General features: G+C 68.9%; 22 protein-coding genes, 1 tRNA gene and 1 pseudogene. 4 read left to right on the top strand and 20 right to left on the bottom strand.

Annotated features, from left to right (window positions below):
* Positions 1-44: 44 nt before the first annotated feature.
* Together ACESK8_RS16260 and gltX are read right to left on the bottom strand one after the other, a co-directional pair.
* Positions 45-116, bottom strand: a tRNA-Gln gene (locus ACESK8_RS16260).
* Between the two features lie 193 nt (positions 117-309).
* A complete protein-coding gene (gltX, locus tag ACESK8_RS16255; protein ID WP_372969560.1) occupies positions 310-1,815 on the bottom strand; it encodes a glutamate--tRNA ligase in 1,506 nt (501 codons plus the stop codon).
* Between the two features lie 173 nt (positions 1,816-1,988).
* Between gltX and ACESK8_RS16250 the strand changes: the two genes are divergently transcribed.
* Positions 1,989-3,233, top strand: coding sequence for an acyl-CoA dehydrogenase family protein (locus ACESK8_RS16250; RefSeq protein ID WP_372969559.1), 1,245 nt, complete (start codon positions 1,989-1,991; stop codon positions 3,231-3,233).
* On the opposite strand, the gene ACESK8_RS16245 is transcribed toward ACESK8_RS16250, so the two are convergent.
* The 6 genes from ACESK8_RS16245 to ACESK8_RS16220 form a co-directional block, all read right to left on the bottom strand.
* Entirely contained in the window at positions 3,188-3,985 is a 798-nt protein-coding gene (locus ACESK8_RS16245) for a class I SAM-dependent methyltransferase (protein WP_372969558.1), read from the bottom strand. The two genes, ACESK8_RS16250 and ACESK8_RS16245, sit on opposite strands and share 46 nt — an antisense overlap.
* A complete protein-coding gene (locus tag ACESK8_RS16240) occupies positions 3,982-5,238 on the bottom strand; it encodes an MFS transporter (RefSeq protein WP_372969557.1) in 1,257 nt (418 codons plus the stop codon). The genes ACESK8_RS16245 and ACESK8_RS16240 overlap by 4 nt, the downstream gene beginning before the upstream one ends.
* A complete protein-coding gene (locus ACESK8_RS16235; protein ID WP_372969556.1) occupies positions 5,235-6,011 on the bottom strand; it encodes a fumarylacetoacetate hydrolase family protein in 777 nt (258 codons plus the stop codon). The genes ACESK8_RS16240 and ACESK8_RS16235 overlap by 4 nt, the downstream gene beginning before the upstream one ends.
* Before the next feature lie 93 nt (positions 6,012-6,104).
* Positions 6,105-7,205, bottom strand: a complete 1,101-nt coding sequence (locus ACESK8_RS16230) for a branched-chain amino acid aminotransferase (RefSeq protein WP_372969555.1) — start codon at positions 7,203-7,205, stop codon at positions 6,105-6,107.
* A gap of 81 nt (positions 7,206-7,286) precedes the next feature.
* The gene (locus ACESK8_RS16225; protein WP_372969554.1) at positions 7,287-8,330 is read right to left on the bottom strand and encodes a 3-isopropylmalate dehydrogenase; all 1,044 of its coding nucleotides are present in this window, start codon (positions 8,328-8,330) and stop codon (positions 7,287-7,289) included.
* Between the two features lie 74 nt (positions 8,331-8,404).
* Entirely contained in the window at positions 8,405-9,940 is a 1,536-nt protein-coding gene (locus ACESK8_RS16220) for an MFS transporter (RefSeq protein ID WP_372969553.1), read from the bottom strand.
* Between the two features lie 113 nt (positions 9,941-10,053).
* Here ACESK8_RS16220 and ACESK8_RS16215 point away from each other — a divergent pair, with 113 nt between their 5' ends.
* On the top strand, positions 10,054-10,599 hold the full coding sequence (locus ACESK8_RS16215) for a TetR/AcrR family transcriptional regulator (RefSeq protein WP_372969552.1): 546 nt from the start codon (positions 10,054-10,056) through the stop codon (positions 10,597-10,599).
* Positions 10,600-10,681: 82 nt separating this feature from the next.
* Here ACESK8_RS16215 and serA read toward each other — a convergent pair whose 3' ends face one another.
* From serA to ACESK8_RS16200, 3 genes are all read right to left on the bottom strand, one after another.
* Positions 10,682-12,286, bottom strand: a complete 1,605-nt coding sequence (gene serA, locus ACESK8_RS16210; RefSeq protein ID WP_372969551.1) for a phosphoglycerate dehydrogenase — start codon at positions 12,284-12,286, stop codon at positions 10,682-10,684.
* Between the two features lie 126 nt (positions 12,287-12,412).
* A complete protein-coding gene (locus tag ACESK8_RS16205) occupies positions 12,413-12,733 on the bottom strand; it encodes a hypothetical protein (RefSeq protein ID WP_060925797.1) in 321 nt (106 codons plus the stop codon).
* Between the two features lie 11 nt (positions 12,734-12,744).
* The gene (locus tag ACESK8_RS16200) at positions 12,745-13,278 is read right to left on the bottom strand and encodes a hypothetical protein (protein ID WP_372969550.1); all 534 of its coding nucleotides are present in this window, start codon (positions 13,276-13,278) and stop codon (positions 12,745-12,747) included.
* 77 nt (positions 13,279-13,355) lie between these two features.
* Here ACESK8_RS16200 and ACESK8_RS16195 point away from each other — a divergent pair, with 77 nt between their 5' ends.
* Positions 13,356-14,276 (top strand): hypothetical protein, encoded by a 921-nt coding sequence (locus tag ACESK8_RS16195; RefSeq protein ID WP_372969549.1) that lies wholly within the window; start codon positions 13,356-13,358, stop codon positions 14,274-14,276.
* A gap of 104 nt (positions 14,277-14,380) precedes the next feature.
* Here the strand turns inward: ACESK8_RS16195 and ACESK8_RS16190 are convergent, their stop codons facing one another.
* From ACESK8_RS16190 to ACESK8_RS16160, 7 genes are all read right to left on the bottom strand, one after another.
* Complete coding sequence (locus ACESK8_RS16190) at positions 14,381-15,124, bottom strand: copper homeostasis protein CutC (RefSeq protein WP_372969548.1); 744 nt, start codon at positions 15,122-15,124, stop codon at positions 14,381-14,383.
* Positions 15,121-16,470 carry an alpha-L-fucosidase gene (locus tag ACESK8_RS16185; RefSeq protein ID WP_372969547.1) on the bottom strand — a complete coding sequence of 450 codons (1,350 nt, stop codon included), beginning with the start codon at positions 16,468-16,470 and terminating at the stop codon, positions 15,121-15,123. The genes ACESK8_RS16190 and ACESK8_RS16185 overlap by 4 nt, the downstream gene beginning before the upstream one ends.
* On the bottom strand, positions 16,467-18,008 hold the full coding sequence (locus tag ACESK8_RS16180; protein ID WP_372969561.1) for a M81 family metallopeptidase: 1,542 nt from the start codon (positions 18,006-18,008) through the stop codon (positions 16,467-16,469). Before ACESK8_RS16180 ends, ACESK8_RS16185 begins: the two co-directional genes overlap by 4 nt.
* Positions 18,009-18,082: 74 nt before the next feature.
* The gene (locus ACESK8_RS16175) at positions 18,083-19,036 is read right to left on the bottom strand and encodes an ROK family protein (protein WP_372969546.1); all 954 of its coding nucleotides are present in this window, start codon (positions 19,034-19,036) and stop codon (positions 18,083-18,085) included.
* Between the two features lie 2 nt (positions 19,037-19,038).
* Entirely contained in the window at positions 19,039-19,950 is a 912-nt protein-coding gene (locus tag ACESK8_RS16170; RefSeq protein ID WP_372969545.1) for a carbohydrate ABC transporter permease, read from the bottom strand.
* Positions 19,940-20,845: a carbohydrate ABC transporter permease gene (locus ACESK8_RS16165; RefSeq protein ID WP_060925792.1), complete on the bottom strand. Its 906-nt coding sequence runs from the start codon at positions 20,843-20,845 to the stop codon at positions 19,940-19,942. Before ACESK8_RS16165 ends, ACESK8_RS16170 begins: the two co-directional genes overlap by 11 nt.
* A gap of 44 nt (positions 20,846-20,889) precedes the next feature.
* Positions 20,890-22,146 (bottom strand): ABC transporter substrate-binding protein, encoded by a 1,257-nt coding sequence (locus ACESK8_RS16160; RefSeq protein WP_372969544.1) that lies wholly within the window; start codon positions 22,144-22,146, stop codon positions 20,890-20,892.
* A 201-nt stretch (positions 22,147-22,347) separates the two neighbouring features.
* Here ACESK8_RS16160 and ACESK8_RS16155 point away from each other — a divergent pair, with 201 nt between their 5' ends.
* On the top strand, positions 22,348-23,493 hold the full coding sequence (locus tag ACESK8_RS16155) for an ROK family protein (RefSeq protein ID WP_372969543.1): 1,146 nt from the start codon (positions 22,348-22,350) through the stop codon (positions 23,491-23,493).
* A gap of 34 nt (positions 23,494-23,527) precedes the next feature.
* Here ACESK8_RS16155 and ACESK8_RS16150 read toward each other — a convergent pair whose 3' ends face one another.
* Positions 23,528-24,793 carry an alpha-L-fucosidase gene (locus ACESK8_RS16150; RefSeq protein WP_372969542.1) on the bottom strand — a complete coding sequence of 422 codons (1,266 nt, stop codon included), beginning with the start codon at positions 24,791-24,793 and terminating at the stop codon, positions 23,528-23,530.
* A 160-nt stretch (positions 24,794-24,953) separates the two neighbouring features.
* Positions 24,954-25,452 (bottom strand): annotated as a pseudogene (locus ACESK8_RS16145) (ketol-acid reductoisomerase); the annotation flags it as partial.

The raw sequence follows: 25,452 nt of genomic DNA, 5'->3' as shown, positions 1-25,452 counted from the left end.
CCGGAAACGACGAAACCCCCGCCTGAGCGGGGGTTTTCGTCTTGCTGGGGTACCTGGACTCGAACCAAGAACAACGGAACCAGAAACCGCCGTGTTGCCAATTACACCATACCCCAAGGGCGAAACCGGAGCCTCGCACCGAGAGTCAAGCCTACCTGAGCCGCGCCGCTAATGCCAAAACGCCGCGCCCCGGCCGGGCGAGTCGCTCCCCGATCCCCGTGAAGCGGGCCGAGAAACGGACCCAGGAAGCGTCCCCAGCATGCGAGAGGGAGGGCATCCGATGGACACCCTCCCTTTCGTGCGGCCACCTCACGCGGCGAGGAACTCCGAGAGCGCCCGGAGACGACGCAGCGACTCGTCCTTGCCGAGCAGCTCCATCGACTCGAACAGCGGCGGCGAGACCCGGCGTCCGGTGATCGCCACGCGCGGCGGACCATAGGCGATGCGCGGCTTGAGCTCCAGCTTCTCGACGAGCGCTTCGGCGAGGGCCTCCTGGATCTTCTCCGGGGTGAACTCCGTCACCGGCTCGAGCGCCGCAGCGCACGCATCCAGCACCTCGGCGGCGTTCGCCGGCAGTCCCTTGAGCGCGTCGGCGTCGTACGAGACGTCGTCGGTGAACAGGAAGCCGACCATGCCGGGCACCTCGCCCAGCAGCTGGACGCGCTCCTGCACCAGCGGCGCGACGCGGAAGGCCAGCACCAGCTGCTCGTGCGTCGGCTCGTCGAACAGACCGGCCGCAGCGAGGTACGGGATGGTCCGCTCGGCGAAGTCCTTCTCCGCGAGCCTGCGGATGTGGTCGCCGTTGATGGACTCGGCCTTCTTCTGATCGAAGCGGGCGGGGTTCGGGTTGACGTCGACGATGTCGAACGCGTCGGTGAACTCCTCGAGCGAGAAGATGTCGCGATCGTGGCCGATCGACCAGCCGAGCAGCGCCAGGTAGTTCAGCAGTCCCTCGTGGATGAAGCCTCGGTCGCGGTGCAGGAACAGGTCGGCCTGCGGGTCGCGCTTGGAGAGCTTCTTGGTGCCGGTCTCCCCCAGCACCAGCGGCATGTGCGCGAAACGCGGCACGAACGTCGTGACGCCCGCGTCGATGAGCGCGGCGTACAGCGCGAGCTGACGCGCGGTCGACGGCATGAGGTCTTCACCGCGCAGCACGTGGGTGATGCCCATCAGAGCGTCGTCCACCGGGTTCACGAAGGTGTACAGCGGGATGCCGTTCGGGCGCACGACCACGAAGTCAGGGAAGGAGCCTGCGGGGAAGGTGACCTCGCCGCGGATCAGGTCGACGTAGGTGAGGTCCTCGTCGGGCACCCGGAGTCGGAGCGCGGGCTGGCGACCCTCCTCACGGAAGGCCTCCTTCTGCTCGTCGCTGAGAGTGCGATCGAAGTTGTCGTAGCCGAGCTGCTTCGCACGGCCGTTCGCCTCGTTGCGGGCGTCGATCTCCTCGGCGTTCGAGTAGCTCTCGTACAGAGCACCGGTCGCGAGGAGCTTGTCGATCACGCCGCGGTAGATGTCGTGCCGCTCCGACTGACGGTACGGCGCGTGCGGGCCGCCGACCTCTACTCCCTCGTCCCAGTCGATCTTGAGCCAGGTGAGCGCGTCGACCAGCTGGCGGAAGCTCTCCTCGCTGTCCCTGGCGGCGTCGGTGTCCTCGATGCGGAACACCATCTTTCCGCCCGTGTGGCGGGCGTAGGCCCAGTTGAACAGCGCCGTGCGGACCATGCCGACATGCGGCAGTCCGGTCGGCGAAGGGCAGAAGCGGACGCGGACGTCGGCACCGCCGGCGGTCGTGGTGAGGGGGTGAGGAGTAGCCATAGCCCTTCGATTCTAGTTGTCGGGTGCTGCCTCGACCGGCCCGATCCCCCTGGCTCATCGGCCGGGCCGCTCGGGTCACCGTGGGTAACAGTCCCTCACCCTGGGAAACAACCGTGGCCCGACGGCATCCTGCTCCTATCGTTGCCGCATCGACCGAACAGAAGGGTGATGACATGACCATCACGGATACAGGAACGACCGGCCTCACCGACCGCTGGCGAGAGGCAGCGCGACCGGAGACCAGCCTCGAATGGCTCGACCGCGCGCAGGAGGTGGCGGACATCCTCGCCGTCGACGCGGTCGAGCGCGACCGCGCGAACCAGACGCCGCACGCCGAGGTGCAGCTGCTGAAGGACTCCGGCCTGGTCACGCTCCTGGGCCCTCGCGCGCACGGCGGCGCCGGCGAGACGTGGGACACCGCGTACAAGGTCATCAGGACGGTCGCTGGTGGCGACGGATCGATCGGGCAGGTCCTGGGATACCACTATCTCTGGGCGTGGGCTGCGCGTCTCGTGGCGACGGAGGAGCAGATCGCGGCCGTCGAGGAGCTGTACACCTCGAATGCCTTCGTCTTCGGCGGGGCGGTCAACCCGCGCGATTCCGACCTCGTGATCCGCGAGGACGGGGACGAGCTCGTCTTCTCCGGACGCAAGTCGTTCTCCACCGGCGGCCAGATCTCCGATCTCACCGTGCTCGAAGGCGTCCTCGAGGGCACCGACACGCACATCTTCGCGATCGTCCCCACCGCGCAGGAGGGCATCGTGTTCGCGGACGACTGGGACAGCCTCGGCCAGCGCCTGACGGAGTCCGGCTCGGTGGAGATCCGCGACGTCCGCGTCCCGTGGGCCGCGGCAGCGGGCTTCGTCGACAGGGTCTTTCAGCCGCTCACCTACAACACCCTCAACGTGCCCACGATCCAGCTCGTGTTCGCGAACTTCTACCTCGGCATCGCGCAGGGCGCGCTCCAGACGGCCTCCGCATACACCCGCACCACCACGCGCCCCTGGCCGTACGGCGGAGACGACAAGCAGCACGCGACCGACGAGTGGTATCTGCTCGAAGGTTACGGGGAGCTGGCCTCTCGTCTCTGGGCGGATGAGGCGCTCCTGGATGCCGTCGGCTCCGAGATCAGCGCGGTGCTGCATGCCCCGAGGGAAGAGCTGACCACTCGCCGTCGCGGCGAGATCGCCGTGCGCGTCGCGGCGGGCAAGCTGCGGATCGTCGACGACGGGCTGACGGTCGCCACGAAGGTCTACGAGCTCACGGGTGCACGGGCGTCGGCGAGCTCGGTCGGCCTCGACATCTTCTGGCGCAACCTGCGCACGCACAGCCTGCACGATCCGATCGCGTACAAGAAGCGCGAGGTCGGCGACTACGTGCTGCGCAACGAGGTGCCGGAGCCGACCTGGTACACCTGAGCGACGGCGACCGCCGCGGAATGCTGCAGCGGAAGTCGCCCGCCCGCCGACCTCTCCGCACACACGAGATCGAACGCGGCGCGGAAGGAGGAGCGGTCGGCGGATCCGAGCGAGCGGAACATCTGTCCGGCCGCTCCGACCCCGCCCTCCGCCGAGACCCAGAGCTCGGAGGGCGTCACGGTCCAGGTCCAGGTGACCTCCACCACCGCCGGGCTCGGCCAGCCACTTTCGGCCAGCATCCGCCCGAATCCCTCCACCGAGCGCTCGAAGTCCCGCTCGGGCGGGAGCCGCTCCCCCGCCACGGGGGCGATTCCCGCCCGTTCGGACACCTCGCGCCACAGCCAGCTGGGCGAGTCGGTCCAGATCGTCGCCGCCACCCGGCCTCGGGACACGCGCAGGAGTTCACGCGCTGCGGCTCGGGGATCGCTCACGTGATTGAGGACGAAGTTCGCCACGACCGCATCGAAGGCTCCCGCGGCGAACGGCAGAGACGGCAGCGAACCGTCGTGGACGGGGATCAGCGGATGCTCTCGCAGCGCGATCTCCCGCATGGTCGACTCCGGCTCGCATCCGCTCGCCGCCCAGCCGTCCTGGGCGAACGCGGCGGTGAGCAGACCGGTCCCCGAGCCCACATCGAGGAGCGTGCGTCCGTCGGGTGCGCCGAGTGCGTCGCGCAGCGCATCCGCAGTGCCGACGCAGAGCGAGGCGTAGGAGTCGGCATAGGCGCGTCCCGTGCCCGCCCAGTCCTTCATCGCTTCGCGCGCCCGAGCGGCGAGAGCACGACGATGGCCACGACGATCACCGACGCCGCGATGCCCAGCCCCGCGTACTGGAAGTTCGAGAGCACGATTCCTGCGAGCACGGCGCCGGCCGCCGCCGAGAGGCTCATCAGGGAATCGCTGCGCCCCTGTCTGCGCGTGCGGACCTCGGGCGCGCTCGATTCGGTGAGCAGCGCCGCACCCGCGACCGTCGCCGCGCTCCAGCCGAGTCCGAGCAGGATGAGGGCGACCATGACGCCCCACTCCCGGTCGTTCGCGAAGACGGCGAAGGCGAGTGCACCGCCCAGCAGCACCTGCCCGAGCAGGACGACGCGCAGTCTGCCCCACCGGTCCGCCAGGATGCCGAAGAGCGGCGACAGCGCGTACATGCCGCCCACGTGCAGGGCGATCGTGATGCCGACGAGCGCCGAGACATCGGCCGGAGTCGGCGCCATCCCGTGCGCGCCGTGCGCCATGTGCGCGAGGTGCACGGGGGTCATGGCCATGACCGATGCCATCACGACGTGCGATCCGGCGACCGCGAAGATCGCGTACCGTGCGATGACCGGCCGGTCGGCCATCGCCGCCCCGGTCGCCGCGACCGCTTCCTTGGCCAGCCGCTGCGCCGCCAGCAGCGGGTCGGGGCGCAGGGCGACGAGATACAGCACGAGGGCCGCGCACTGCGCGACGAAGGAGAAGGCGTACGAGCCGGTCTGCGGCGGCATGCCGATGGCGGCTCCGACCAGCTCACCGGGCCCGAGGAGCAGCGGTCCTGCCACTCCGCCGATCGTGGTCGCCCAGACGACGATCGAGAGATCTCGTCCGCGATGCTGCGCCGCCGCGAGATCGGTGGCGGCGAAACGGGACTGGAGGTTGCCGGCGTTGCCCGCGCCGATCATCAGGATCCCGACGAGCAGCAGCGGGAAGACGCGGAGGGACGCCGCGAGGATCACCACCGCGATCCCCACGAGAGCGAACAGGTTGCCGAGCGTGAGAGCGCGGCGACGGCCCACCTTCGCCGCCAGCCGGGCCAGCGGGATGGCGCAGAGCGCGGCACCCAGAGTCACGGATGCGGTCGCGAGGCCCGACAGGGCATCGTTCCCCGAGATGTCGGCCGCCAGCAGAGCACCGAGCGAGACGGTCGCCCCGAAGGCGATCCCGCCCAGCACCTGGCCGAGCGACAGCACCAGCACGGTCCTGCGCTGGACCGTCGCCTGCTGAGCCGCCGTCAGGGCGACGACGCTCATGACGCGCGCACGGCGTCGCGCACGCTGTTGCGCAGGATCCCCAGCCCGGTGATCTCGACCTCGACCGTGTCACCGGCGTCGAACGTGCCGACACCTGCAGGCGTACCGGTGAGGATGACGTCCCCGGGAAGGAGGGTGAACACCGCGGAGGCGTACTCGATGATCGACTCGACGGAGTGGATCATGTCGGTCAGCGGCGCCTGCTGGCGCACCTCGCCGTTGACCCGCGTCTGGATCGTGGCCTCGCGGGGATCGAAGTCGGTGCTGATGGTCGGGCCGAGCGGGCAGAAGGTGTCGAATCCCTTCGCGCGCGCCCACTGACCGTCCTTGCGCTGCAGATCGCGAGCGGTCACATCGTTCGCGATCGTGTAGCCGAGCACATGGTCGAGCGCCTGCTCGGCCTTGACGTTCTTCGCCACCTTGCCGATCACCACCGCGAGCTCGCCCTCGTACTCGGTCTGCTCCGAGATCGACGGACGCACGATCGCGTCGCCGGGTCCGATCACCGCGGTGTTGGGCTTGAGGAACAGCAGCGGCTCCTCGGGCGCCGCTCCCCCCATCTCGGCGGCATGGTCGTGATAGTTCTTGCCGACGCAGACGATCTTCGATCGCGGGATCACCGGCGCGAGGATCACGGCGTCCGCGATCGGGACACGATCACCCGTGGGCTCGTAGCCGGCGAAGAGCGGGTCGCCCGAGAGGACGACGAGGTCGGTGTCGTCGACGATCCCGAAGAGGATGGCGTCGTCATGACTGAATCGGGCGATCTTCATGGCATCCAGCCTAGCCAGCGTCCAGGACGACGAGACCCCGCCGTGCGGAGCGCGCGGCGGGGTCTCGGAGGTTCGGCTCTGACGGCGGGGAGCTCAGGCGTCGAGGCGCAACAGCCAGCCGTGCCTGTCTTCGCGGCGGCCGTACTGGATGTCGGTGAGCTCTTCACGCAGCGACAGCGCGAGCTCCCCCAGCGGCTGCGGCTCGTCGAAGCCCTCTCCCACGAGCGCCCCGATCGGGGTGACGACGGCGGCGGTACCGCAGGCGAAGACCTCGACGATGTCCCCGGATGCGACGCCCTCGCGCCATTCGTCGATCGAGATCGGACGCTTCTCGACCGTGTATCCACGGTCTTCGGCAAGCTGCAGCAGCGAGTCCCGCGTGATGCCCTCGAGGATGCTGTCGGATTCCGGGGTGACCACGCGGCCGTCCTTGAAGACGAACACGACGTTCATACCGCCGAGCTCCTCGACGTTGCGCTCCTCGTTGAGGAACACGACCTGGTCGCAGCCCTGGGCGCTGGCCTCGCTCTGCGCGAGCAGGCTCGACGCGTAGTTGCCACCGGTCTTCGCCTTGCCCGTCCCGCCCTTGCCCGCTCGGGCGTAGTCCTCGGAGAGCCAGATGCGCACGGGCTTCACTCCCCCGGTGAAGTAGGCGCCGGCCGGGCTCGCGATGACGTAGTACGCCACCTTCTGCGCGGCCCGGACACCGAGGAAGGCCTCCTTCGCGAACATGAACGGGCGCAGGTACAGGCTCTGGTCGGCACCGGAGGGCACCCAGCGTGCGTCGACTGCGACGATCTCGCGCAGCGACTGGATGAAGTACTCCGTCGGCAGCTCCGGCAGCGCGAGCCGGCGGGCGCTGGCCTGCAGACGCGCGGCGTTGCGGTCCGGACGGAAAGTGTGGATCGAGCCGTCGGCGTGGCGGTAGGCCTTGATCCCCTCGAAGATCTCCTGGGCGTAGTGCAGCACGGAGGCTGCCGGGTCGAGCGGGATCGGCCCGTAGGGCTGCACGCGCGGACGATGCCAGCCGCCCTTGGTCGACCAGCAGATGTCGACCATGTGGTCCGTGAAGACCACGCCGAAGCCGGGGTTCTCATGCACCTCGGCGACGCGAGCGTTCGTCGCGGCGTTCAGGTTCTTGGTCACGGCGAACTCCAGTGGAGCCACGGTGGTCTCGGCGTCGATGGTCGTCATCTCGTCATCCATTCCTCATGCGGCGCGCATCCTCGCGCCGTCTCAGCCTACGCCTGTCGCCCGGAGCAGAGCGGTGAGAGCTCAGAGCAGAGCGGTGATGGCGGAGCCGATCTCCGCCGTCGTGCGCGCGCCCGTGCGGGCGGCGATGTCGGACTCGACGGCGGCGCTCACGCGAGCGGCCTCCGCGCCGAATCCGAGGTGGTCCAGCAGCAGCGCCACCGACAGGATCGCCGCGGTGGGGTCGGCCTTCTGCTGACCGGCGATGTCCGGCGCCGAGCCATGCACCGGCTCGAACATCGAGGGGAAGGCGCCGTCGGGGTTGATGTTGCCGGAGGCTGCGAGTCCGATGCCGCCCGTCACCGCGCCGGCCAGATCCGTGAGGATGTCGCCGAACAGGTTGTCGGTGACGATCACGTCGAAGCGCGACGGGTCGGTGACGAGGAAGATCGTGGCGGCATCGACGTGCAGATAGTCGACGGCGACGGCAGGATGCTCGGCGGCGACCTCGCCGACGATGCGATGCCAGATCGCCCCGGCGTGCACGAGCACGTTGGTCTTGTGCACGAGCGTCACCTTCTTGCCGCGCCGCTCTGCGAGATCGAAGGCGTAGCGCACGACGCGCTCCACTCCGAAAGCCGTGTTCACCGACGTCTCGTTCGCGACCTCGTGAGGGGTTCCCTTGCGGATGGCTCCGCCGTTGCCGACGTACGGTCCCTCTGTCCCTTCGCGCACCACGACGAAGTCGATGTCTCCGGGGTCGGCGAGCGGACCGGGAGCGCCGGCGAACAGCTTCGACGGGCGGAGGTTGACGTAGTGGTCGAGCGTGAAGCGGAGCTTCAGCAGCAGGCCGCGCTCGATGTTCGCATCCTTCAGCCGCGGGTCCCCCGGTGTGCCCCCGACCGCGCCCAGGAGGATCGCGTCGTGCGCGGCGATCGCCTGCAGGTCGTCGTCGGTGAGCGTGTCGCCGGTCTCCAGATACCGGGCGGCTCCCAGCGAGAAGCGGGTCTTGTCGAAGGTGACGTCAGCATCCGCAGTGACCGCGTCGAGGACCTTCTCGGCTTCGGCGACGACCTCGGGGCCGATCCCGTCACCGGGGATCAGGGCCAGCTTCACGACACGCGACATGACACTCCTTGCATCGGGATGGACCGGCCGCACTCGCACGGATGCCGAGCGGACCGGTCCTCCCAGCGTACTGGTCAGTGCGTGGGGGCCTTGCGCAGTGTGACGGCCGCGATCACACCGGCGAGGACCACCAGCGCCGCACCGATCAGGGAGGTGACCAGCACTCCGGAGCCGAAGGCCGCTGACGCCGCCTTCCACAGCACGTCGCCGATCTCGGCGGGAAGATCCTGACCCGCCGTGTATGCACCGGCGAGCGTCTCCTTCGCCGCGTGGGCGGCCTCCGCCGGGATGCCATCCGGCACCACGAGCGCCCCGCGATAGAACGCCGTGATGAGTCCGCCGAGCACCGCGGTGCCGAGGACGGCTCCGAGTTCGTAGGCGGTCTCGGACACGGCACTCGCCGCACCCGCCTTCTCGGCCGGAGCGCTGGAGAGGATGAGCTCGTTGGAGATCGTCTCCGCCGCGCCGATGCCGATGCCCAGCACGACGAACGCGACGATCAGCGGCGCGACGCCATGATCCGAGGTCGTGAAGGCGACCAGCAGGTACCCGGCCACCGAGAACACCAGCGCGGCGGGGACCAGCACGTGCGGACGCACTCGGCGGGAGACCGGCACGACCGAGAGGCCCGCGACGATCATGGCGAGCATCCCGGGGACGAGCGCCATCCCTGCGGTCATCGGCGACAGGCCGAGGACCAGCTGCAGGTGCTGCGACACGAAGTACAGGAAGCCGACGAGAGCCACGACGCTGAGGAGATTGACCAGGATCGCTCCGGAGAACGTCCCTCGGCGGAACAGCGCCATGTCGAGCATCGGCACCTCCGCGACGAGCTGGCGGCGCACGAACAGCGTCCCCATCACGATGCCGAGCAGCGCCCACGCTCCCGCACTGAGGCTCGGGCCGTCGACCGCGAGGGACTTGATCGCGTAGACGACCGGGATCATCGCGGCCATCGACAGCACGATGCTGACGAGGTCGATGCGGCCGGGGTTCGGGTCCCGACTCTCCGGCACCAGCAGCGGTGCGGCGACGAGCAGCGGGATGAGGACGGGCACGGCCACGAGGAAGACGGCACCCCAGGCGAAGTGCTCCAGGAGGAAGCCGCCGACGATCGGACCGAGGGCGGATCCTGCCGAGAAGGCGGACGCCCACACCGCGATCGCCAGGCGACGCTGATCGCGGTTCCGGAAGATCGAGCGCAGCAGCGAGAGCGTGGACGGCATGAGCATCGCCCCGAAGAACCCGAGCAGCGCCCTCGCCGCGATGAGCAGCGCGGCCGAGGGTGCGAAGGCGGCGAGAGCGGAGACGGCGGCGAAGCCGGTCGCGCCGATCAGCAGCATCCGGCGACGGCCGAATCGGTCTCCGAGGGTTCCCATGGTGACGAGCAGACCCGCGAGCACGAGCGGGTAGACATCGATGATCCACAGCTGCTCGGCCCCCGTGGGGGCGAGGGCGATCGAGATCTCGGGCAGCGCGAAGCTCAGCACCGTATTGTCCACCGAGACGAGCAGCACCGGCAGCATGAGGACGACGAGCGCCGCCCAGCCTCGGGGCCCGACGCGGGGCGCATCCGTCTCTGTCGTCGGGATCGACGCAGTACGGGTCATGGGAACACCTCTCAGGAGCATGGCGGCTCGCATTACTAAACCGTCCAGCTGGTATAGTAACAGAGTCGTCACACGGCCGCGATACTGTGATGCGAGACGAACAGAGGACCCCGATGCCCCGACCTCCCCTGGCCCGAGAACGCGTTCTCGACGCCTTCGAGAACATCGTCATCAACGACGGTGAGAGAGCGGCGACGCTGGATGCCACGGCCAAGGCCGCCGGCGTCTCCAAGGGCGGACTCCTCTATCACTTCGGATCCAAGGACGACCTGGCCGCCGGCATCCTGGAGCGCCTGGATGCGCTGACCACGATCGACCTCGAGCGCATGGCCGCGGACGATGACGGCCCCGTCGCCTACTACATCCGCACCTCGGTCATGGAGGACGATGCTCTGGATCGCGCCCTCATCGCCACCTCCCGGCTCGCGCAGGGCGGATCGCTCGCCGCCGGTGAGGCGCTGCGCACCGTCCGGCACCGCTGGGAGGAGATGATCCGACCACACGTGCGCGACCGGGCCAGTCTCGATCTCGTCATGCTGCTCAGCGACGGGCTCTACTTCAACAACTCGCTCGACGTGAACGGGGAGCAGCGCCTCGTCCCCCATCGTCACGAGCTGGCAGAGCTCATCACGCTGGTGCTGCGCGCGACCGCCCCCTGATCTCGGTTCGGCCCCACCCCGAATGACGAAGCGGGAGGGGCGACCCGTGGTCACCCCTCCCGCTTCCCGGTTCGAGAGCCGGTCAGACCTCGGTGATCTCGATCTGGCGGAATAGGTCGGCGTCGATCGAACCGCGAAGGTCGTCGAGCAGCTCGTCCGGCACCGGGGAGTCGAGCGTCAGCACGCTGAGTGCCTGGTCACCGGCACCGAGACGCGAGATCTGCATGCCGGCGATGTTGATGCCGGCCTCGCCGAACTTCTGACCGTAGACCGCGACGATGCCGGGCCGGTCGGTGTAGAGCATCACGACGTGGTGCTTCTCGATGGGCAGCTCGAGGGCGTGATCGTTGATCGCGACCAGCTTCTCGGCCTGCTTCGGCCCCGTGAGAGTACCGGAGACCGACAGCTGCGTACCGTCGGAGAGGGCGCCGGCCAGCGTGATCACGTTGCGGTACTCGTCGCTGACGTCGTCCTTGAGCAGACGGACGGCGATGCCGCGCTGATCGGCGAGCAGGGGGGCGTTCACGTACGACACGGTCTCGCTGACGATGTTCGTGAAGACGCCCTTGAGGGCCGCGAGCTTCAGCACGCTCACGTCATAGTCGTTCAGCTCGCCATGCACCTCGACGTCGAGGCTCGTGAGCGGCGACGTCGCGAGCGCGGCGAAGATCTGGCCGAGCTTCTCGACGAGCGAGATGCCGGGGCGCACGTACGGGTCGATGACGCCACCGGCGACGTTGACGGCATCCGGCACCAGATCGCCCCCGAGGGCGAGGCGCACGGAGCGGGCGACCGACACGCCGGCCTTCTCCTGTGCCTCCTCGGTGCTCGCACCGAGGTGGGGCGTCACGACGACGTTCGGGAGGTCGAGCAGCGGACGAGCGGTGCCGCCCTCGGCCGGAGGCTCTGAGGTGAAGACGTCAAGACCCGCACCGGCGATCTCTCCGGCGACGAGGGCCGCGTGCAGCGCTTCCTCGTCGATGAGGCCACCGCGGGCGACGTTGACGACGAAGGCGGTCGGCTTCATGGCCGCGAACTGCTCGGCACCGATCATGCCGGTCGTCTCCGGCGTCTTGGGCATGTGGATCGTGAGGAAGTCCGCCTCGGCCACGAGCTCGTCGAGCGACAGCAGCTGCACACCGAGCTGCTGAGCGCGAGCAGAGGTGACGTAGGGGTCATAGGCGACGACACGCATGTCGAAGGCGGCGAGGCGCGCGGCGACCAGGGCGCCGATGCGACCGAGTCCGACGATCCCGACGGTCTTCTCGAAGAGCTCGGCACCGGTGAAGGAGCTGCGCTTCCACTGCCCGGCGGCGAGGGAGGCGTGCGCGGCGGGGATCCGACGAGCGAGGCTGAGGATGTGACCGACCGTGAGCTCGGCGGCCGAGACGATGTTCGAGGTCGGTGCGTTCACGACCATGACGCCCGCGGCGGTCGCCGCCTTGATGTCGACGTTGTCGAGACCGACACCCGCACGGGCGACGACCTTGAGCTTCGGCGCGTGCGTCAGCGCCTCCTCGTCGATGTGCGTCGCCGAGCGGATGAGCACCGCGTCGGCATCCGCGAGCGACGCGAAGAGCGCCTCGCGGTCGGTGCCGTCGACGTGACGCACGTCGAAATCGGGGCCGAGGGCCTCGATCGTGGCGGGAGAGAGAACTTCGGCGATGAGCACGACGGGCTTCGGCACAGGGATCCTTCGGGGCAGCGCGACAGGGGGCCGATGCGCCGCACACCGTGGGGGCGCGATCACCTCAACTGTACCCGAGCGCTCCCGCTGCTCCGTGCCGTGTGACGCCGCGGATGCGCGGAATCGCTAGGACGCCGCGGGGCTCAGGCTGTATGCGAGCAGACTCAGCCAGAACACCGCGACCACGCCGAGGCCCGTAAGGAGCACGAGTGCGAGCTCTCCTGCGGATCGCCGCCTTCCGATCAGATAGGCGAAGACGAACACGATCGCGGGGAAGACTACGCCGAAGATGAGCGTGGCCCAGCCGGCACCGCTCAGTCCGACCTGCCCCATGGTAATCAGGTGCGCCACGGCGTTCCAGATCGCGTAGGCGTAGAAGAGGCCCGCCAATCCGAGGACGACTCCGGTGAGCCATCGAGGCGATGCCGCCGAAGCTGACTGTGACATCTGTGCCTGACTCATAGTCCGATCGCCCCCACTGTAACGAAGGGCCAGGGCACGAGGAGCACGACCCCGAGGAGGAGCGCTGAGACCCGGATCCAACCGGCCTTGCCCCGCGTAAGCACCCAACTCGCCAGGAACCACAGCAGAGGCGCCGCCACGGCGAGCACGAACCAGGGCAGGAACATCGCGTCGATGACGAAAAAATTCGCGAGCGGCTTCAGGCGCAGCCCGCCGACGACCCAGCCCACGCTGTACAGAAGATAGATGCCCCCGACCACCCCCAGGATCAGCAGCATCGCGGTGCTCAGCCCCGGCGCCTCGGCATCATCGGCATCGACCTCGGTGCCAGCGGCATCCGCGTCGTCGCCCTTCTCCGGCACGGGTCGACCGACTGTACCGCTGCCCTTTCCCACCGCGTTCCAGCCCTGGGGAAGCGTGGCGTCCGCAGGTGCCACGGACTTCCGTGCTGCGGGTGACGGAGCGGTCGGCGTCGGGCTGTCGCCGTCGTCACCGTCCCAGCTCAGGGCGTCGTCGGAGTCGGAGGTCATGTCCTCCAGCGTAGGACACGGCGTCCACTATGCTCGGGGGCATCTGGGCCCGCCGGGCCCTGCCGGGAAGGATCACCGTGGCCGAGCAGAACCAGAACGTCGAGCCGAGCGGTTCGGTCGACGAGCCCGCAGCGGGCTGGAAGCCCACCACAGAGGCGAAGTCGAAAGCCACCACGTTCCGCTGGATCGCGGCGGTGCTGTGGGCGCTCGCCATCGCCGCCGAGGCGGTCGCCATCTTCTGGCTCCTGCGTCAGCGCGTGTACGTCGGCGAGGACGGCGAGCTCGTCCGTGATCCCGACACCGGGCTGCTGGAGGACCGTGGAGTCGTCGCGGAGTTCCCGCAGTGGGCGTTCGTCACGCTCCTGATCCTGCTCGTGGTGATCGCCGCGCTCGCGATCACAGGCTCGGTGCTGTGGAAGAAGGCGAATCGTCTCGACCCCGCCCGCAGGTCGGAGACGGTGCGCTTCTTCGTGCAGAACCAGCTGGGCGCGATCATCGCGATCGTCGCGTTCCTGCCGCTCATCATCCTGATCTTCCTGAACAAGGACATGAGCAAGGGGCAGAAGACCACCGCCGGGATCGTCGGCATCGTCCTCGCGCTGCTGGCGGCCGTGATCGGCGTCGACTTCAACCCGCCCTCGGTCGAGAAGTACACCGCCGACCAGTCCGCCGTCATCCAGCTGCTCGGCGCCGACGAGGTCGTCTGGGTCGACGGCGGCGCCGTGTACCACGTGTGCGACGAGGTCTCCGACATCCAGACCGGCAGCGAGAAGCGCACCGGGACGACGGCTCAGGCCGTGGAGGCAGGCAAGAGCCGCCTGACCCTGAAATTCGCCTCGGAGCTGCGCACCTGCGGTCTCGCCGTTCCTGAGAACGCCGAGGAGATCGAGGAGGCGCTGCGCTCGATCCAGGGCGGCGCCACCGACACCCTCCTCCCCGCTCCCGTGTGGGCCGATGGTGCCGCGCCGATCGAGGTCGAGGACGCACCGGCCGAGTGACGTTCCGCACGTACAGATGACGCGGGCGCCCCACCGGGGGCGCCCGCGTTCGTCATGCGGGGCGGTCGGAGCCGGTGCCGGAGCGGATGGGGCGGTGCCCGGGCTCAGCGGACTGATCGATACCGCTCGAGTGCGGCGGCGGCGAGTGCCACGATCGCCGGGTCGGTGACGTCCCAGCCGGGCTCTCCTCCCCCGGGGCCTGTGGACGACGGATCCCCCGACGGCCGACGCGCGGACAGGTGCACGGCATCCACGCCCGCATCGAGCAGGGCCGCGATGTCGTCGGGCCGCACACCACCGCCGGCCATGATCTGCAGGCGCCCGTCGGCCGCGGCGACCATGCGCGCGAGAGTCGCAGCGCCGTCCACGCTCCGCGCGGCACCGCCACTCGTGAGCACGCGACGCACACCGCACACGACCAGGTCGTCGATCAGCGCGCTCGGTTCGGGCACGGTGTCGATCGCGCGATGGAACACGACGTCGGCGTCGCCCGCAGCGCTCCGCCAGGCATCGAGGGCGCGGCGATCCACCGTGCCGTCTGCGGTCAGCGCGCCGACCACGACCGCGCCGACGCCCCGCCGTACAGCGTCCGCGATATCGGCCGCGACGACGGCGACCTCGTCCGGGTCGTAGACGAATCCGCCGGGACGCGGTCTGACGAGCACGGCGATCCCGGCAGGATGCTCCGCCACGGCGCATACCGCGTCGACCGTCGCACCGGACGGGGTGAGTCCACCCGTGGCGGATAACGCCTGACAGAGCTCGACCCGATCTGCGCCGGCACGGAGCGCGAGGCGCGCACCCGCGGCATCCTGCACCGCGATCTCGAGCGCTGCCCGATCTGTCACGGCGTCACGGTGAGGGTCGCGACAGCCGCTGAACCGAGTGCATCGGGGACGCGCACGGTGACGGTGCCGTCATCGGCGCGCATCGCCTCTGCGGCCGACCCGTCGGACCAGCGGGCCCGCCCGTGCTCCAGTTCAGCGGGCAGGGTGATCCGGCCGAGGCTCGGGTCCAGCGTATGCACGTGCACATCACCGGCCGACTGCGTGTAGCGGCGGGGTTCGCCGTGTGCCTCGCCGTGGCGGAGCCACGGGCGAGTGCCGTAGATCGTCGTGCCGTGCGCGTGGAGCCAGGCGCCCAGTTCCCGCATCGTGTTCCGCTGCAACTCGGGGATCCGACCGGAGGCGTCCGGGCCGACGTTGATCAGCAGATTGCCGTTCTTGGAGACGACATCGACGAGCATCCGGATCAGGTCGGGGCCGGACAGGGTCTGCGAGGCATCCTCGGCGCTGTTGTAGCCGAACGAGTACCCGAGCCCCCGCGTCGACTCCCACGGGTGCGCCTGCGACTCGTCCACGTTCGTGTACTCCCTGGTGAGGAAGCCGTGGTAGGGCACTCCCCAGCGGTCGTTCACCACGCCGTCCGGCACCGCGTCGAAGTACCGGGCGAGCAGCGCGGCGACGCCGAACTCCTCGGAGCCCTTGCCGCCGTCCGGCCAGTCGATGTCGTTCCAGAGGAGGTCGGGCGAGAAGCGCTCGACGAGCTCCTCGAGCTGCGCGGCCGAGTAGCGGGCGAAGTGGGCATCGTTGCGACGGTGTCGGAACAGGTCGGTGTCCGACTCGATCGGGGGGAAGTCGCTGACATGCCAGTCCAGCGCGCCGGAGTAGTACACGCCGAACCGCGCGCCCGCTCGGCGGGTCGCGTCGTGGAACTCCGAGATCAGGTCACGTCGGGGGCCGCGGGCGGCGGCGTTGAACCGGGTCGTCGCCGTGTCCCAGAGGCAGAATCCCTCGTGGTGCTTCGTCGTCGGCACCACATACCGGGCGCCCGCATCCACCAGCTCCCCGACGAACGCGTCCGCATCGAACGCGTCGGCCGTCCATCGGTCCGCGAGATCCTCGTAGGAGGTGCCGGGGCCGTACAAGCGCTGATGCCGCTCCCAGGTGGGGCTCCCGGCGATGCGCACCGTGTTGCCGTACCACTCCGCGTACTGATGCCAGGCGTAAGCGTCCTCGGTGGGGATGTGAACGCCCTTCCCGTGCTGCACAGCCCAGGCCGGCACCGAGTACAGGCCCCAGTGCACGAAGAACCCGAGCTTGGCATCGCGGTACCACTCGGGCACCCCGTTCCCCGGGTACTCGGGCGCCGCCGTGCCCAGATCGGGCCCGGTGCGGGTCTCGAAGTTCATCATGAGCGGCTCTCCTCCTCGCCGCGTCGCAGGACGACGGCGGTCAGCTCGGGCGCGCTCGAGGGATCGAACGGGTACACGCCGGGGCGCAGTCGACGGTGTCCGAGACGCAGCAGGTCCTGATCGACGCCGCCAGGGGTGAGTGCGAGCGTCCAGTCGGCTGCGAGGTCGTAGAGCTCGGGTTCGAGGTAGCCGATCTTGACGACGACGATGTCCGCGCTCGTCGGCTCCAGTCCCAGCGTCCGGAAGTCCTGCAGGTGGTGGAACGGCTTCCGGCGTTCGGTGATGACGGCGTGCAGTCCGCCGACCGCGAGGACGACCTGGGTGCCGGCATCCGGGTCTCCGTAAGTGATCGAGAACACGGTGCCCGAGATCTGCACGGGACCGTGCGGACCGTCGTCGACTCCCGCTCCCGCCGAGACGGTGACGGATGCCCCGACGCCGGCGGCGACCGCCGCGGCGACCGCCGCCGGGTCGAAGATCGAGGCGACGAGCGTCGTGCGCTCGGATCCGGTCAGCTCCGCGCGTTCGAGCAGATGCGCAAGGGTCCAGGTGACGTCTCCGGCACCGCCCGCGGTGGGATTGTCTCCGGAGTCCGAGATCAGGTACGGATGCCGCGCGTCTGGGGCCAGCGCCCGCTCGACCGCCTCATCGAGCGACCCCGTCCGGGCGACGAAGACGAACTCCTCGCGCGCCTCCCAGAACCTCCGAGCGACGCGCTCCGCCTCGCGGGCGATGAGCTCGCGGTCATCGCCCGTGACCACGACGTACGCCTGGCAGCGCGGCTCGTCCGCCCACGCGTATCCGATCCACACCGAGGCATCGACGACGCCGGGAAGCGCCTCGATCCTCGGCAGCTCGGCGTAGATCCCTCGAGCGGGCTCGAGGCGGGTGCTGGTCTTCTCGCCCGGAAGCAGCACGGGCACCGGGACCCACGCGGTGTAGGGACGCCGGCGCAGGACATCACCTCCGTGCTCGCCGCGCAGACGGGCGAGCAGGTTCCACACCGCCCGCTCCTTCGTGTTCAGCCAGTCCTCGTGCGGCGCCATCCGATAGCAGGTGAGCAGGTCGACGGCGTCCCGCAGCGTCTCGGAGACGTTGCCGTGCAGATCCATCGACGTGGACACCAGCGTGTCCGGCCCCAGCGCTTCGCGCACCGCGACGGCGAGGTCTCCTTCGGCATCCTCCATCCCGACCACGCTCATCGCGCCGTGGATGTCGAAGAAGAAGCCGTCGAACGGACCGTGGAGGCGGATGCCGTCGACGATCGCCTGCTTCATACGGCGATAGGTCTCGGGGTCCACCGCACCGCCGGGAAGCGAGCGGCCATGCGTGAGCGGGACCCAGTCCGCGGCCTCTGCGAGCTCTCGCCCGTCGTCGAGGAACGGATAGTACGCGCGGAGTTCCGCTCCGCTGCGGATCGTGAACGCCTCGTCGCCGGAGATGTGCGGCGAAAAGGTGCTCGACTCGATCGAGATGCCCCCGATGCCGATGCGGGGTCTCTGCACACCGCCATCCGCGACCGGAGGCAGTGCTCCCATCCAGATCTCGCTGGCCTCGGGGAATGCGGTCACTTCGTGATCCTCCGTCATGGTGTCGGTCCTCGATGCGGTGCTCATCGGTACGCCCCCGCCGGCTCCAGGGAACGGCGCATCGCCTCGATCGCGCCGAGTGCGACGGCGTCGACGCCCTGCGTCGCCGGTGTGATGATCAGCGGGAGCCCGGACACGGGGGCATCGGTCACCAGGGTCTGCATGATCGCCGGTTCCAGGAGGTCCCAGGCGTGCGCCACTCCCCCGCCGACGATCGCCCGCGGCAGGTCCAGCAGCGTCGCGGCGCTGGCGCAGGCGAGAGCGACGGCTCGGCCCGCGGCGGCGAAGACCGCGACGGCATCCGCGTCACCGCCCCGTGCCAGCGTGGCCACCTCGCGCGCGCCGAGCCCGTCGGTGCCGGTGCGGCCCTCGTAGCGGAGGCCGATCGATGTTCCGGATGCGAGCGTCTCGAGGTGCCCGCGCTGGCCGCACGTGCACACCAGATCGCTGTACCCCGGGGTGTGCCCGATCTCGCCCGCAGCTCCGTTCGGACCGTGTCGCAGTGCACCGCCGATCATGACGGCGCCGCCGACCCCGGTGCCGAGCATGACGCCGAGCACGTCCTGCTCGACACGCTCGGTGCCTGCGACCTCGCCGAGCAGGAACGCGTTGACGTCGTTCTCGACGCTGACCGGCACGCTCAGCCGCGTGCGCAGCTCATCGGCGAGCGGGAATCCCGCCCAGTCGACGAAGGTGGCCGAGGCCGCCCGCACCGTGCCCGTCTCGTGGTCGATCACGCCGGCCGCTCCCACGCCGACCGCGACGAGCGACACCCCGGCGCGACGGGCGAGGTCTCGTGCGAGGCCGGCGGCGGCATCCGCCATCGCCCAGCCTCCGACGCCGGCAGGAGCGGGGACGCTCCCGCGGACGAGTCCGCCCTCCGCGTCCACGACGAGACCCGAGATCTTGGTCCCGCCGATGTCGATGCCGACGATGCCGTCTGCGGCCAGGGTCGTCCTCTGCTGTGTCTCCCCCATCGTCAACGTCCGCCGAGTCCAGCCATCGCGATGCCCTTGACCAGGTGCTTCTGCAGGATGATCACGAGCAGCGTGGTGGGGATCATCGAGATGATCGCCGCCGCCATCTGCAGGTCCCAACGCGTGCCGGTCAGTCCCGCGAAACTGGCGAGTCCCACCGGGAGCGTCCCGTGCGCGTCGTAGTCGACGGTGACGATGAGCGGCCACAGATAGCTGTTCCAGAACGTCAGGAACGTGAACACGGCGAGCACGGCCACAGCCGACTTCGACAGCGGCAGGATGATCTGCAGGAACGAGCGGATGGGACCGGCCCCGTCGACGCGGGCGGCCTCTTCGAGCTCGTACGGGATGCCGCGGAAGAACTGCCGCATCAGGAACGTCCCGAACGCGCCGAAGGCGAAAGGCAGCACGAGAGCCTGGTAAGTGTCGACCCAGTTGAACCACTGCATGACCTGGAACATCGGGATCACGAGGACCTCGGCGGGCACCATCAGCGTCGCGAGGAAGAGGATGAACACCGCGTCGCGGCCCTTCCAGCGCAGGCGGCCGAAGGCGTAGCCGGCGGTCGTGGACACGACCAGCACGACGAGGGTGCCGAGGATGGCGACGAGGAACGAGTTCGCGATGTACGTGACGAAGGGCCCGTAGGAGAACACGTCGATGAAGTTGCTCCAGCGGAGTTCCGAGCCGATGAGCGTCGGCGGCATCGAGAACATCTCGGTGTTCGGCTTCAGCGCCGAGAAGAACGCGTAGATGATCGGCGAGACGAACACGAGGGCTGCGAGGTAGATGCAGACGTGCGCGATGACGAGCCGGACGCGGGCGGCCGGAGTGGTCGCCGCGCCGCGTGCACGGCGCAACTCGCGCGGGGTGCGCAGCGCCGACGTCGGGGTCGTGAGGGTCTCAGTGCTCATAGTGCACCCACTTCTTCTGTGCGGCGAACTGCAGGCCGGTGATGGCGATGATGATCGCGAAGAGGATCCAGGCCGCGGCGGCGGCGAGCCCGAGGTCGCCGAAGGTGAAGCCCTGCTCCCAGATGAACATGACGAGCGGCTTCGTCGAGTTGCCCGGCCCACCGCCGGTCAGCAGCTGCGGCTGCACGAACACCTGCAGCGAGGTGATCATCGTCATGATCGTCGCGAAGAAGATCGACGGCGAGATCATCGGGATGATGATGCTCCACACGCGGCGGAGCCCTTGTGCGCCGTCGATGCTCGCAGCCTCCAGCACGCTCTCCGGGAGCTGCTCGAGAGCGGCGGAGAAGATCAGCATGTTGTAGCCGAGTCCCTGCCAGACACTCATCGCGACGACCATGACCATGGCCCACGACGGATCGGCGAGGAAGTTCGGGAGCTGGATGCCGAACCACGTCTCGGAGAGCCCGTTGAAGAGCCCCTGCGGCTGCAGCATCATCTTCCACACGAGCACGTTCGCGACCATCGGCGTCACGACCGGGATGAAGAACAGCACCCGGAGCGCACCACGACCGCGGATGCGCGGCCCGAGACCGAGGGCGAGCACGAGCGAGAGAGCGACGCTCAGCGGCACGTAGAGCAGGGTGTACAGCGCCGAGTTGCGCAGCGCCGGCCAGAAGTCGGGGCTGCTGGTGAACAGCTTGACGTAGTTGTCCACGCCGTTGAAGCTGCGCTCGCCGAAGGTCGGCCAGTCGAAGACGCTCATCACGATCGAGAGCCCGACGGGCACGATCGTGAACAGGGCGAGCCCCACCAGGGCTGGGCTTGCAAATCCCAGCGCCTGGCGGGCCTCGACCTTGGCGAGCGATCCGCGACGTCTCGTCGTGATCGTCATCTCAGTTTCTTTCCTTGGTTACTGCTGCAGAGACCGCGGACGGCTCATTCGCCGAACTGCGACTGGGCGTTCGACAGGAGCTCGTCCATCGTCATCTGACCGTTGTAGACGCTGACGAGGTTCGGCTGGATGTAGCTGTCGAGCTTCTGCCAGTTCTTCGTCATGTACAGCGGCACGGTGTCGCCGAAGGCGGCCTCGAAGACGGACTGCACCTGGTCGCGGTACTCCTCGTCGATCGACTCGAAGTAGAGCGGCTGCGACGAGACGCGGGCCGGGTACGAGCGTCCGGACGATGCGATGTAGTCCTGAGCGTCCTCGCCGAGCAGCGAGCCCATCACCTTGAGAGCGGCTTCCGGGTTCTCGCAGTTCGCGGAGATGCCGTAGCCGGAGCCCAGGATCGGACCGGGGTTCCCGTCGACGCCTGCCGGCAGCGGAGCCATCCCGGCTGCGAAGCCGGACTCGTTCTTCAGGTAGGTGACGGCGTTCCAGGTGCCGTCGACGGCCATGGCGGCGTTGCCGCCGGAGTACTGGTTCTCGCCCCAGCCCGTGTCCGAGGCGGAAGCAACGGGGGCTGCGACCTTCTTCTCGTCGACCAGCCCCGCGTACCAGGACGCCGCGTCGACGAACGCCTCGTCATCGATGTGCAGCGTGCCGTCCTCGGAGGCCGGCTGCGTCGCCGAGTAGGCGATCGGCATCGACATCCACTGATAGCCGCCCATGCCCATCGCGAATCCGTACTTGCCGTCCTTGGTGGCGTCGGCGGCGATCTGGTCGAAGTCGTCGAAGGTCCAGCCGATCTCGGGGGTCGCGGCCCCGGCGGAGGTCAGCATGTCCTGGTTGTAGTAGACGAGCATGGTGGCGACGTCGAACGGAACGCCGTAGACCTTGCCCTCGAAGCTCAGGATGCCGTCGGCGCTCGGGTTGAACTCGGACCAGTCGATCCCGGCGGTCTCGAGGTCCTTCTCGCTCAGCTCGCGGAAGCCCTGCGTGTAGCCGCCGAGTTGGGCACCGCTCATGCCGGTGACGCAGGCCATGTTGCCGCTGGCCATGTTCGTCGTCAGCTTCGTGAAGAAGTCGCTCCAGGGCGACGTCTGCAGCTTGATCTTGATGTCGGGGTTCTGCTCCTGGGCGAACGCGATCTGCGCCTCCAGCGCGTCGACGTCGGACTCGCTGCCGGCCCACATGTCGACGACGATCGTGTCGCCGTCGGCAGAACCGCCGGCGTCTCCACTTGCACAGCCGGTCATCGCCACAGCGACGCCGGCGACAGCGACGGCTGCCCCCACACGCAACTTCTTCATTGAATGCCTCCTCGGGAAGGATCAGGTTAGTTCGATAATCGAAGGAACCTAGTAGGATTTCGTATGAAGCGAGGCTGTCACACTTCGCTGCACCCCGCAAGCCGAACATCCGATGTTTATCGGAGCTTGATAATTCGTCATCTGTCGGAAACGCACGACCGCCCCGCTACGCTGACCTTGCTTCGATCACGAAGGAGCCTCATGCCCGACACATCGCCCCTCGCCGTCGAGGACCTGCACTCCCGGCGCATCCTCGACCTCGTCGCGCGCGGCGAAGCCCGCTCACGCAGCGAGCTGGCCGGGCTCCTCGGCGTGGCCGCCTCGACGGTCGGACTCCGGGTGCAGGCACTGCTTGACGCCGGAGTGCTGCAGGAGGCCGGTGACGGCACCTCACGAGGCGGACGGCGTCCGCGCGTCCTGCAGATCGCGGGCGACGGCATCGTGCTGTCGCTCGATCTCGGCGGTCGTCACGCACGGATCGGGAGGCACTCCCTCAGCGGTGCACTGCAGGGCACCGAGTCGATCGCGATCGATCTCACCGAGGGCCCTGACGCGACGCTGGACCGCGTCGCCGTGGTCTTCGATCGCCTGGGCACCGACTCACGCATCCACGCGATCGGCGTCAGCCTCCCCGGCCCGGTCGACATCGCGACCGGCTCCGTGGACCAGCCCTCGCGGATGCCGGGGTGGCCGGGATTCAGGGTCGGCGAGCATCTCGCCGCCCGCTTCGGTGCGCCGGTCGCCGTCGACAACGACGCCAACCTCGCGGCCCTCGGTGAGCACCGAGCGCAGTTCGGACACACTCAGCACAGCATCACCGTGAAGGCGGGCACCGCCATCGGCAGCGGCGTGGTCGTCGACGGGCGGATCCACCGCGGCGCCACGAGCGCCGCCGGCGACATCACGCACACCCGGATCGACGGCAGCGGAGACATCCCCTGCTCCTGCGGGAACACCGGATGCCTCGAGACCGTCGCGAGCGGCGCGAGTCTGGTCAGGCAGATGCGCGAGCGCGGCAACGACGCGGTGCGCACCACCTCCGATGTGCTGACGCTGGCCAGGGACGCCGATCCCCTCGCGACCAGCCTGGTGCGCACCGCGGGCACGCACCTCGGTCAGGCGCTGTCCGGGGTGGTCAACTTCTTCAACCCGCACGCCGTGTTCCTCACCGGGAGCATGAGCGCCTCCGAGCCGTTCATCGCCGCCGTGCGCAGCCGTGTGTACGAGGCCTGCCACCCACTGGCGACCCAGCGACTGCGCATCGAGGCGGCGATCACCGGGGCGGACGCGATCCTGCACGGCGCAGCCAGGCTCGCCCTCGAGGAGCGCGAGGTGACGGCGGCCTGAGCCGCGGTCCCTCCCCGTCGCTGCCTGATCGGCCTCAGTCGTCGGCGAGCGTCAGCTCGATCACCGGGATCAGCACGTCGGGGCGCCGCACCCGCAGGTGCACCGTCAGCGTGCCCTCCGCCTCCCCCGCCGGGGTCATCAGCTCTGCTTCCTGCTCCGGGTCGGAGCGGCTCGTCCGCAGCCAGGACCCATCGTTCAGCAGGCGCGCGTACACGACCCTGTCGGCGAGCTCGGGAAGGTGCACGAAACCCATCGGCCAGGAGAAGAGGCTGAGGTACAGGCGATTCCCCCGGCGCGTGTACACCCCTTCGCGGGGCGGAGTGAAGTCGGCGTGACCGGCGCCGAGCACCGCATCGCGGTGCAGCCGCATCCATTCGGCGATCTCCCCCAGCGTCGCGGCGTCGCGAGGCGCGATCGCTCCGCGGCCGTCCGGACCGATGTTCAGGAGCATGTTGCCGCCCATCGAGACCGAGTCGACCAGCATCTGCGTGAGCAGCTTCGCGGACTTCTGGTCCGTGTTGTCGCGGTGGTATCCCCACGAGCCGTTGAGCGTCTGACAGGCTTCCCACGTCAGCGCCACACCGTCGCGGACGAGAGGCGCGGTGGGCTGGTACTGCTCGGGCGTCACGAAGTCCGCAGGGATGCCCAGGCGGTCATTGACCAGCATGTCGGGTTGGAGCTCGCGGCACAGCGCGAGCAGCCCCGCGGCATCCCACTCCTCCGGTCCCTTGCCCGCCCAGCCGTCCTTCTCCTGCGGGTAGGTGAAGTCGAAGAACAGGTAGTCGATCTCCCCGTACTGCGTGAGCAGCTCGCGGACCTGGGCGTGCAGGTAGTCGCGGTAGACCGACATGTCCCGCCCGACGTTCAGCTCGTGCGCGTCGGCGTCATCGCGACGGGGATGGTTCCAGTCGACGGTGAAGTGCGGGTGATGCCAGTCGATCAGCGAGTGGTACAGGCCGACCTTGAGACCCTCCGCTCGGAGGGCGTCGACGTACTCCCGCACGAGATCCCGCCCGGTGGCCGCGACGGAGGTGAAGTCCGTCTGCGCAGAGTCCCAGAGGCAGAAGCCGTCATGGTGCTTCGTCGTGAGGACGACGTAGCCCATCCCGGTCCCCTTCGCCGTGCGCGCGAGAGCGGCGGCATCGAAGAGATCGGGGTCGAAGTGCTCGAAGTACTGCCGGTAGTCGGCATCCGTCAGCCGCTCGTAGTTCTGCACCCACTCATGGCGCGCTGCCGCGCTGTAGAGGCCGAAATGCACGAACATCCCGAAACGGGCGAGGGTGAACCAATCCTGTCGCATGCTTCCATCCTGGCACAGACATCGGATGTCTACCCATGATTCGCCGGTGCACGAAAGAACGGGCACCCCGAAGGGATGCCCGTTCTTTCGTGATCAGGTCGTGCAGGCCAGCGCGCAGAGCGGCCCGACCAGCACAGCCCTTCCGAGGATTATGTGTGCGTCAGCGCGCAGCGCTGCCGTCCACGTAGTCCTCGTCCTGCTGCTTCCATGCGAAGAGCGAACGCAGCTCCTTGCCGGTGGCCTCGATGGGGTGCGTCTCCTCCTTGGCCCGCAGCGCCAGGAACTCCTCGGCACCGTTGTCCTGGTCGTCGATGAACCGCTTCGCGAACGCGCCGCTCTGGATGTCGGCGAGGATCGCCTTCATCGACTCCTTGACCTCCGGGGTCACGACGCGGGGGCCCGACACGTAGTCGCCGTACTCGGCGGTGTCGGAGACCGACCAGCGCTGCTTGGCGATGCCGCCCTCCCACATGAGGTCGACGATGAGCTTGAGCTCGTGCAGCACCTCGAAGTACGCGATCTGCGGCTGGTAGCCCGCTTCGGTGAGCGTCTCGAAGCCGGCCTGCACGAGGTGGCTGACGCCACCGCACAGCACGGCCTGCTCGCCGAACAGGTCGGTCTCGGTCTCTTCGGTGAAGGTCGTCTTGATGACGCCGGCA

The organism is Microbacterium sp., assembly GCF_041641055.1.
GTDB lineage: Bacteria > Actinomycetota > Actinomycetes > Actinomycetales > Microbacteriaceae > Microbacterium.
Note: the sequence above shows the minus strand (reverse complement) of the source record. Positions and strands in the feature narration are given on the sequence as shown.

Excerpts from the sequence above, each read along its gene's own strand:
- ACESK8_RS16200 (WP_372969550.1), bottom strand. The coding sequence starts at position 13,278 with ATGACCTCCGACTCCGACGACGCCCTGAGCTGGGACGGTGACGACGGC.
- ACESK8_RS16150 (WP_372969542.1), bottom strand. The coding sequence starts at position 24,793 with ATGCGACAGGATTGGTTCACCCTCGCCCGTTTCGGGATGTTCGTGCAT.
- ACESK8_RS16155 (WP_372969543.1), top strand. The coding sequence starts at position 22,348 with ATGCCCGACACATCGCCCCTCGCCGTCGAGGACCTGCACTCCCGGCGC.
- ACESK8_RS16180 (WP_372969561.1), bottom strand. The coding sequence starts at position 18,008 with ATGGGAGCACTGCCTCCGGTCGCGGATGGCGGTGTGCAGAGACCCCGC.
- ACESK8_RS16220 (WP_372969553.1), bottom strand. The coding sequence starts at position 9,940 with ATGACCCGTACTGCGTCGATCCCGACGACAGAGACGGATGCGCCCCGC.
- ACESK8_RS16215 (WP_372969552.1), top strand. The coding sequence starts at position 10,054 with ATGCCCCGACCTCCCCTGGCCCGAGAACGCGTTCTCGACGCCTTCGAG.
- ACESK8_RS16175 (WP_372969546.1), bottom strand. The coding sequence starts at position 19,036 with ATGGGGGAGACACAGCAGAGGACGACCCTGGCCGCAGACGGCATCGTC.
- ACESK8_RS16240 (WP_372969557.1), bottom strand. The coding sequence starts at position 5,238 with ATGAGCGTCGTCGCCCTGACGGCGGCTCAGCAGGCGACGGTCCAGCGC.
- ACESK8_RS16160 (WP_372969544.1), bottom strand. The coding sequence starts at position 22,146 with ATGAAGAAGTTGCGTGTGGGGGCAGCCGTCGCTGTCGCCGGCGTCGCT.
- ACESK8_RS16250 (WP_372969559.1), top strand. The coding sequence starts at position 1,989 with ATGACCATCACGGATACAGGAACGACCGGCCTCACCGACCGCTGGCGA.
- gltX (WP_372969560.1), bottom strand. The coding sequence starts at position 1,815 with ATGGCTACTCCTCACCCCCTCACCACGACCGCCGGCGGTGCCGACGTC.
- ACESK8_RS16230 (WP_372969555.1), bottom strand. The coding sequence starts at position 7,205 with ATGACGACCATCGACGCCGAGACCACCGTGGCTCCACTGGAGTTCGCC.
- ACESK8_RS16235 (WP_372969556.1), bottom strand. The coding sequence starts at position 6,011 with ATGAAGATCGCCCGATTCAGTCATGACGACGCCATCCTCTTCGGGATC.
- ACESK8_RS16245 (WP_372969558.1), bottom strand. The coding sequence starts at position 3,985 with ATGAAGGACTGGGCGGGCACGGGACGCGCCTATGCCGACTCCTACGCC.
- ACESK8_RS16205 (WP_060925797.1), bottom strand. The coding sequence starts at position 12,733 with ATGTCACAGTCAGCTTCGGCGGCATCGCCTCGATGGCTCACCGGAGTC.
- ACESK8_RS16170 (WP_372969545.1), bottom strand. The coding sequence starts at position 19,950 with ATGAGCACTGAGACCCTCACGACCCCGACGTCGGCGCTGCGCACCCCG.
- ACESK8_RS16185 (WP_372969547.1), bottom strand. The coding sequence starts at position 16,470 with ATGATGAACTTCGAGACCCGCACCGGGCCCGATCTGGGCACGGCGGCG.
- ACESK8_RS16225 (WP_372969554.1), bottom strand. The coding sequence starts at position 8,330 with ATGTCGCGTGTCGTGAAGCTGGCCCTGATCCCCGGTGACGGGATCGGC.
- ACESK8_RS16165 (WP_060925792.1), bottom strand. The coding sequence starts at position 20,845 with ATGACGATCACGACGAGACGTCGCGGATCGCTCGCCAAGGTCGAGGCC.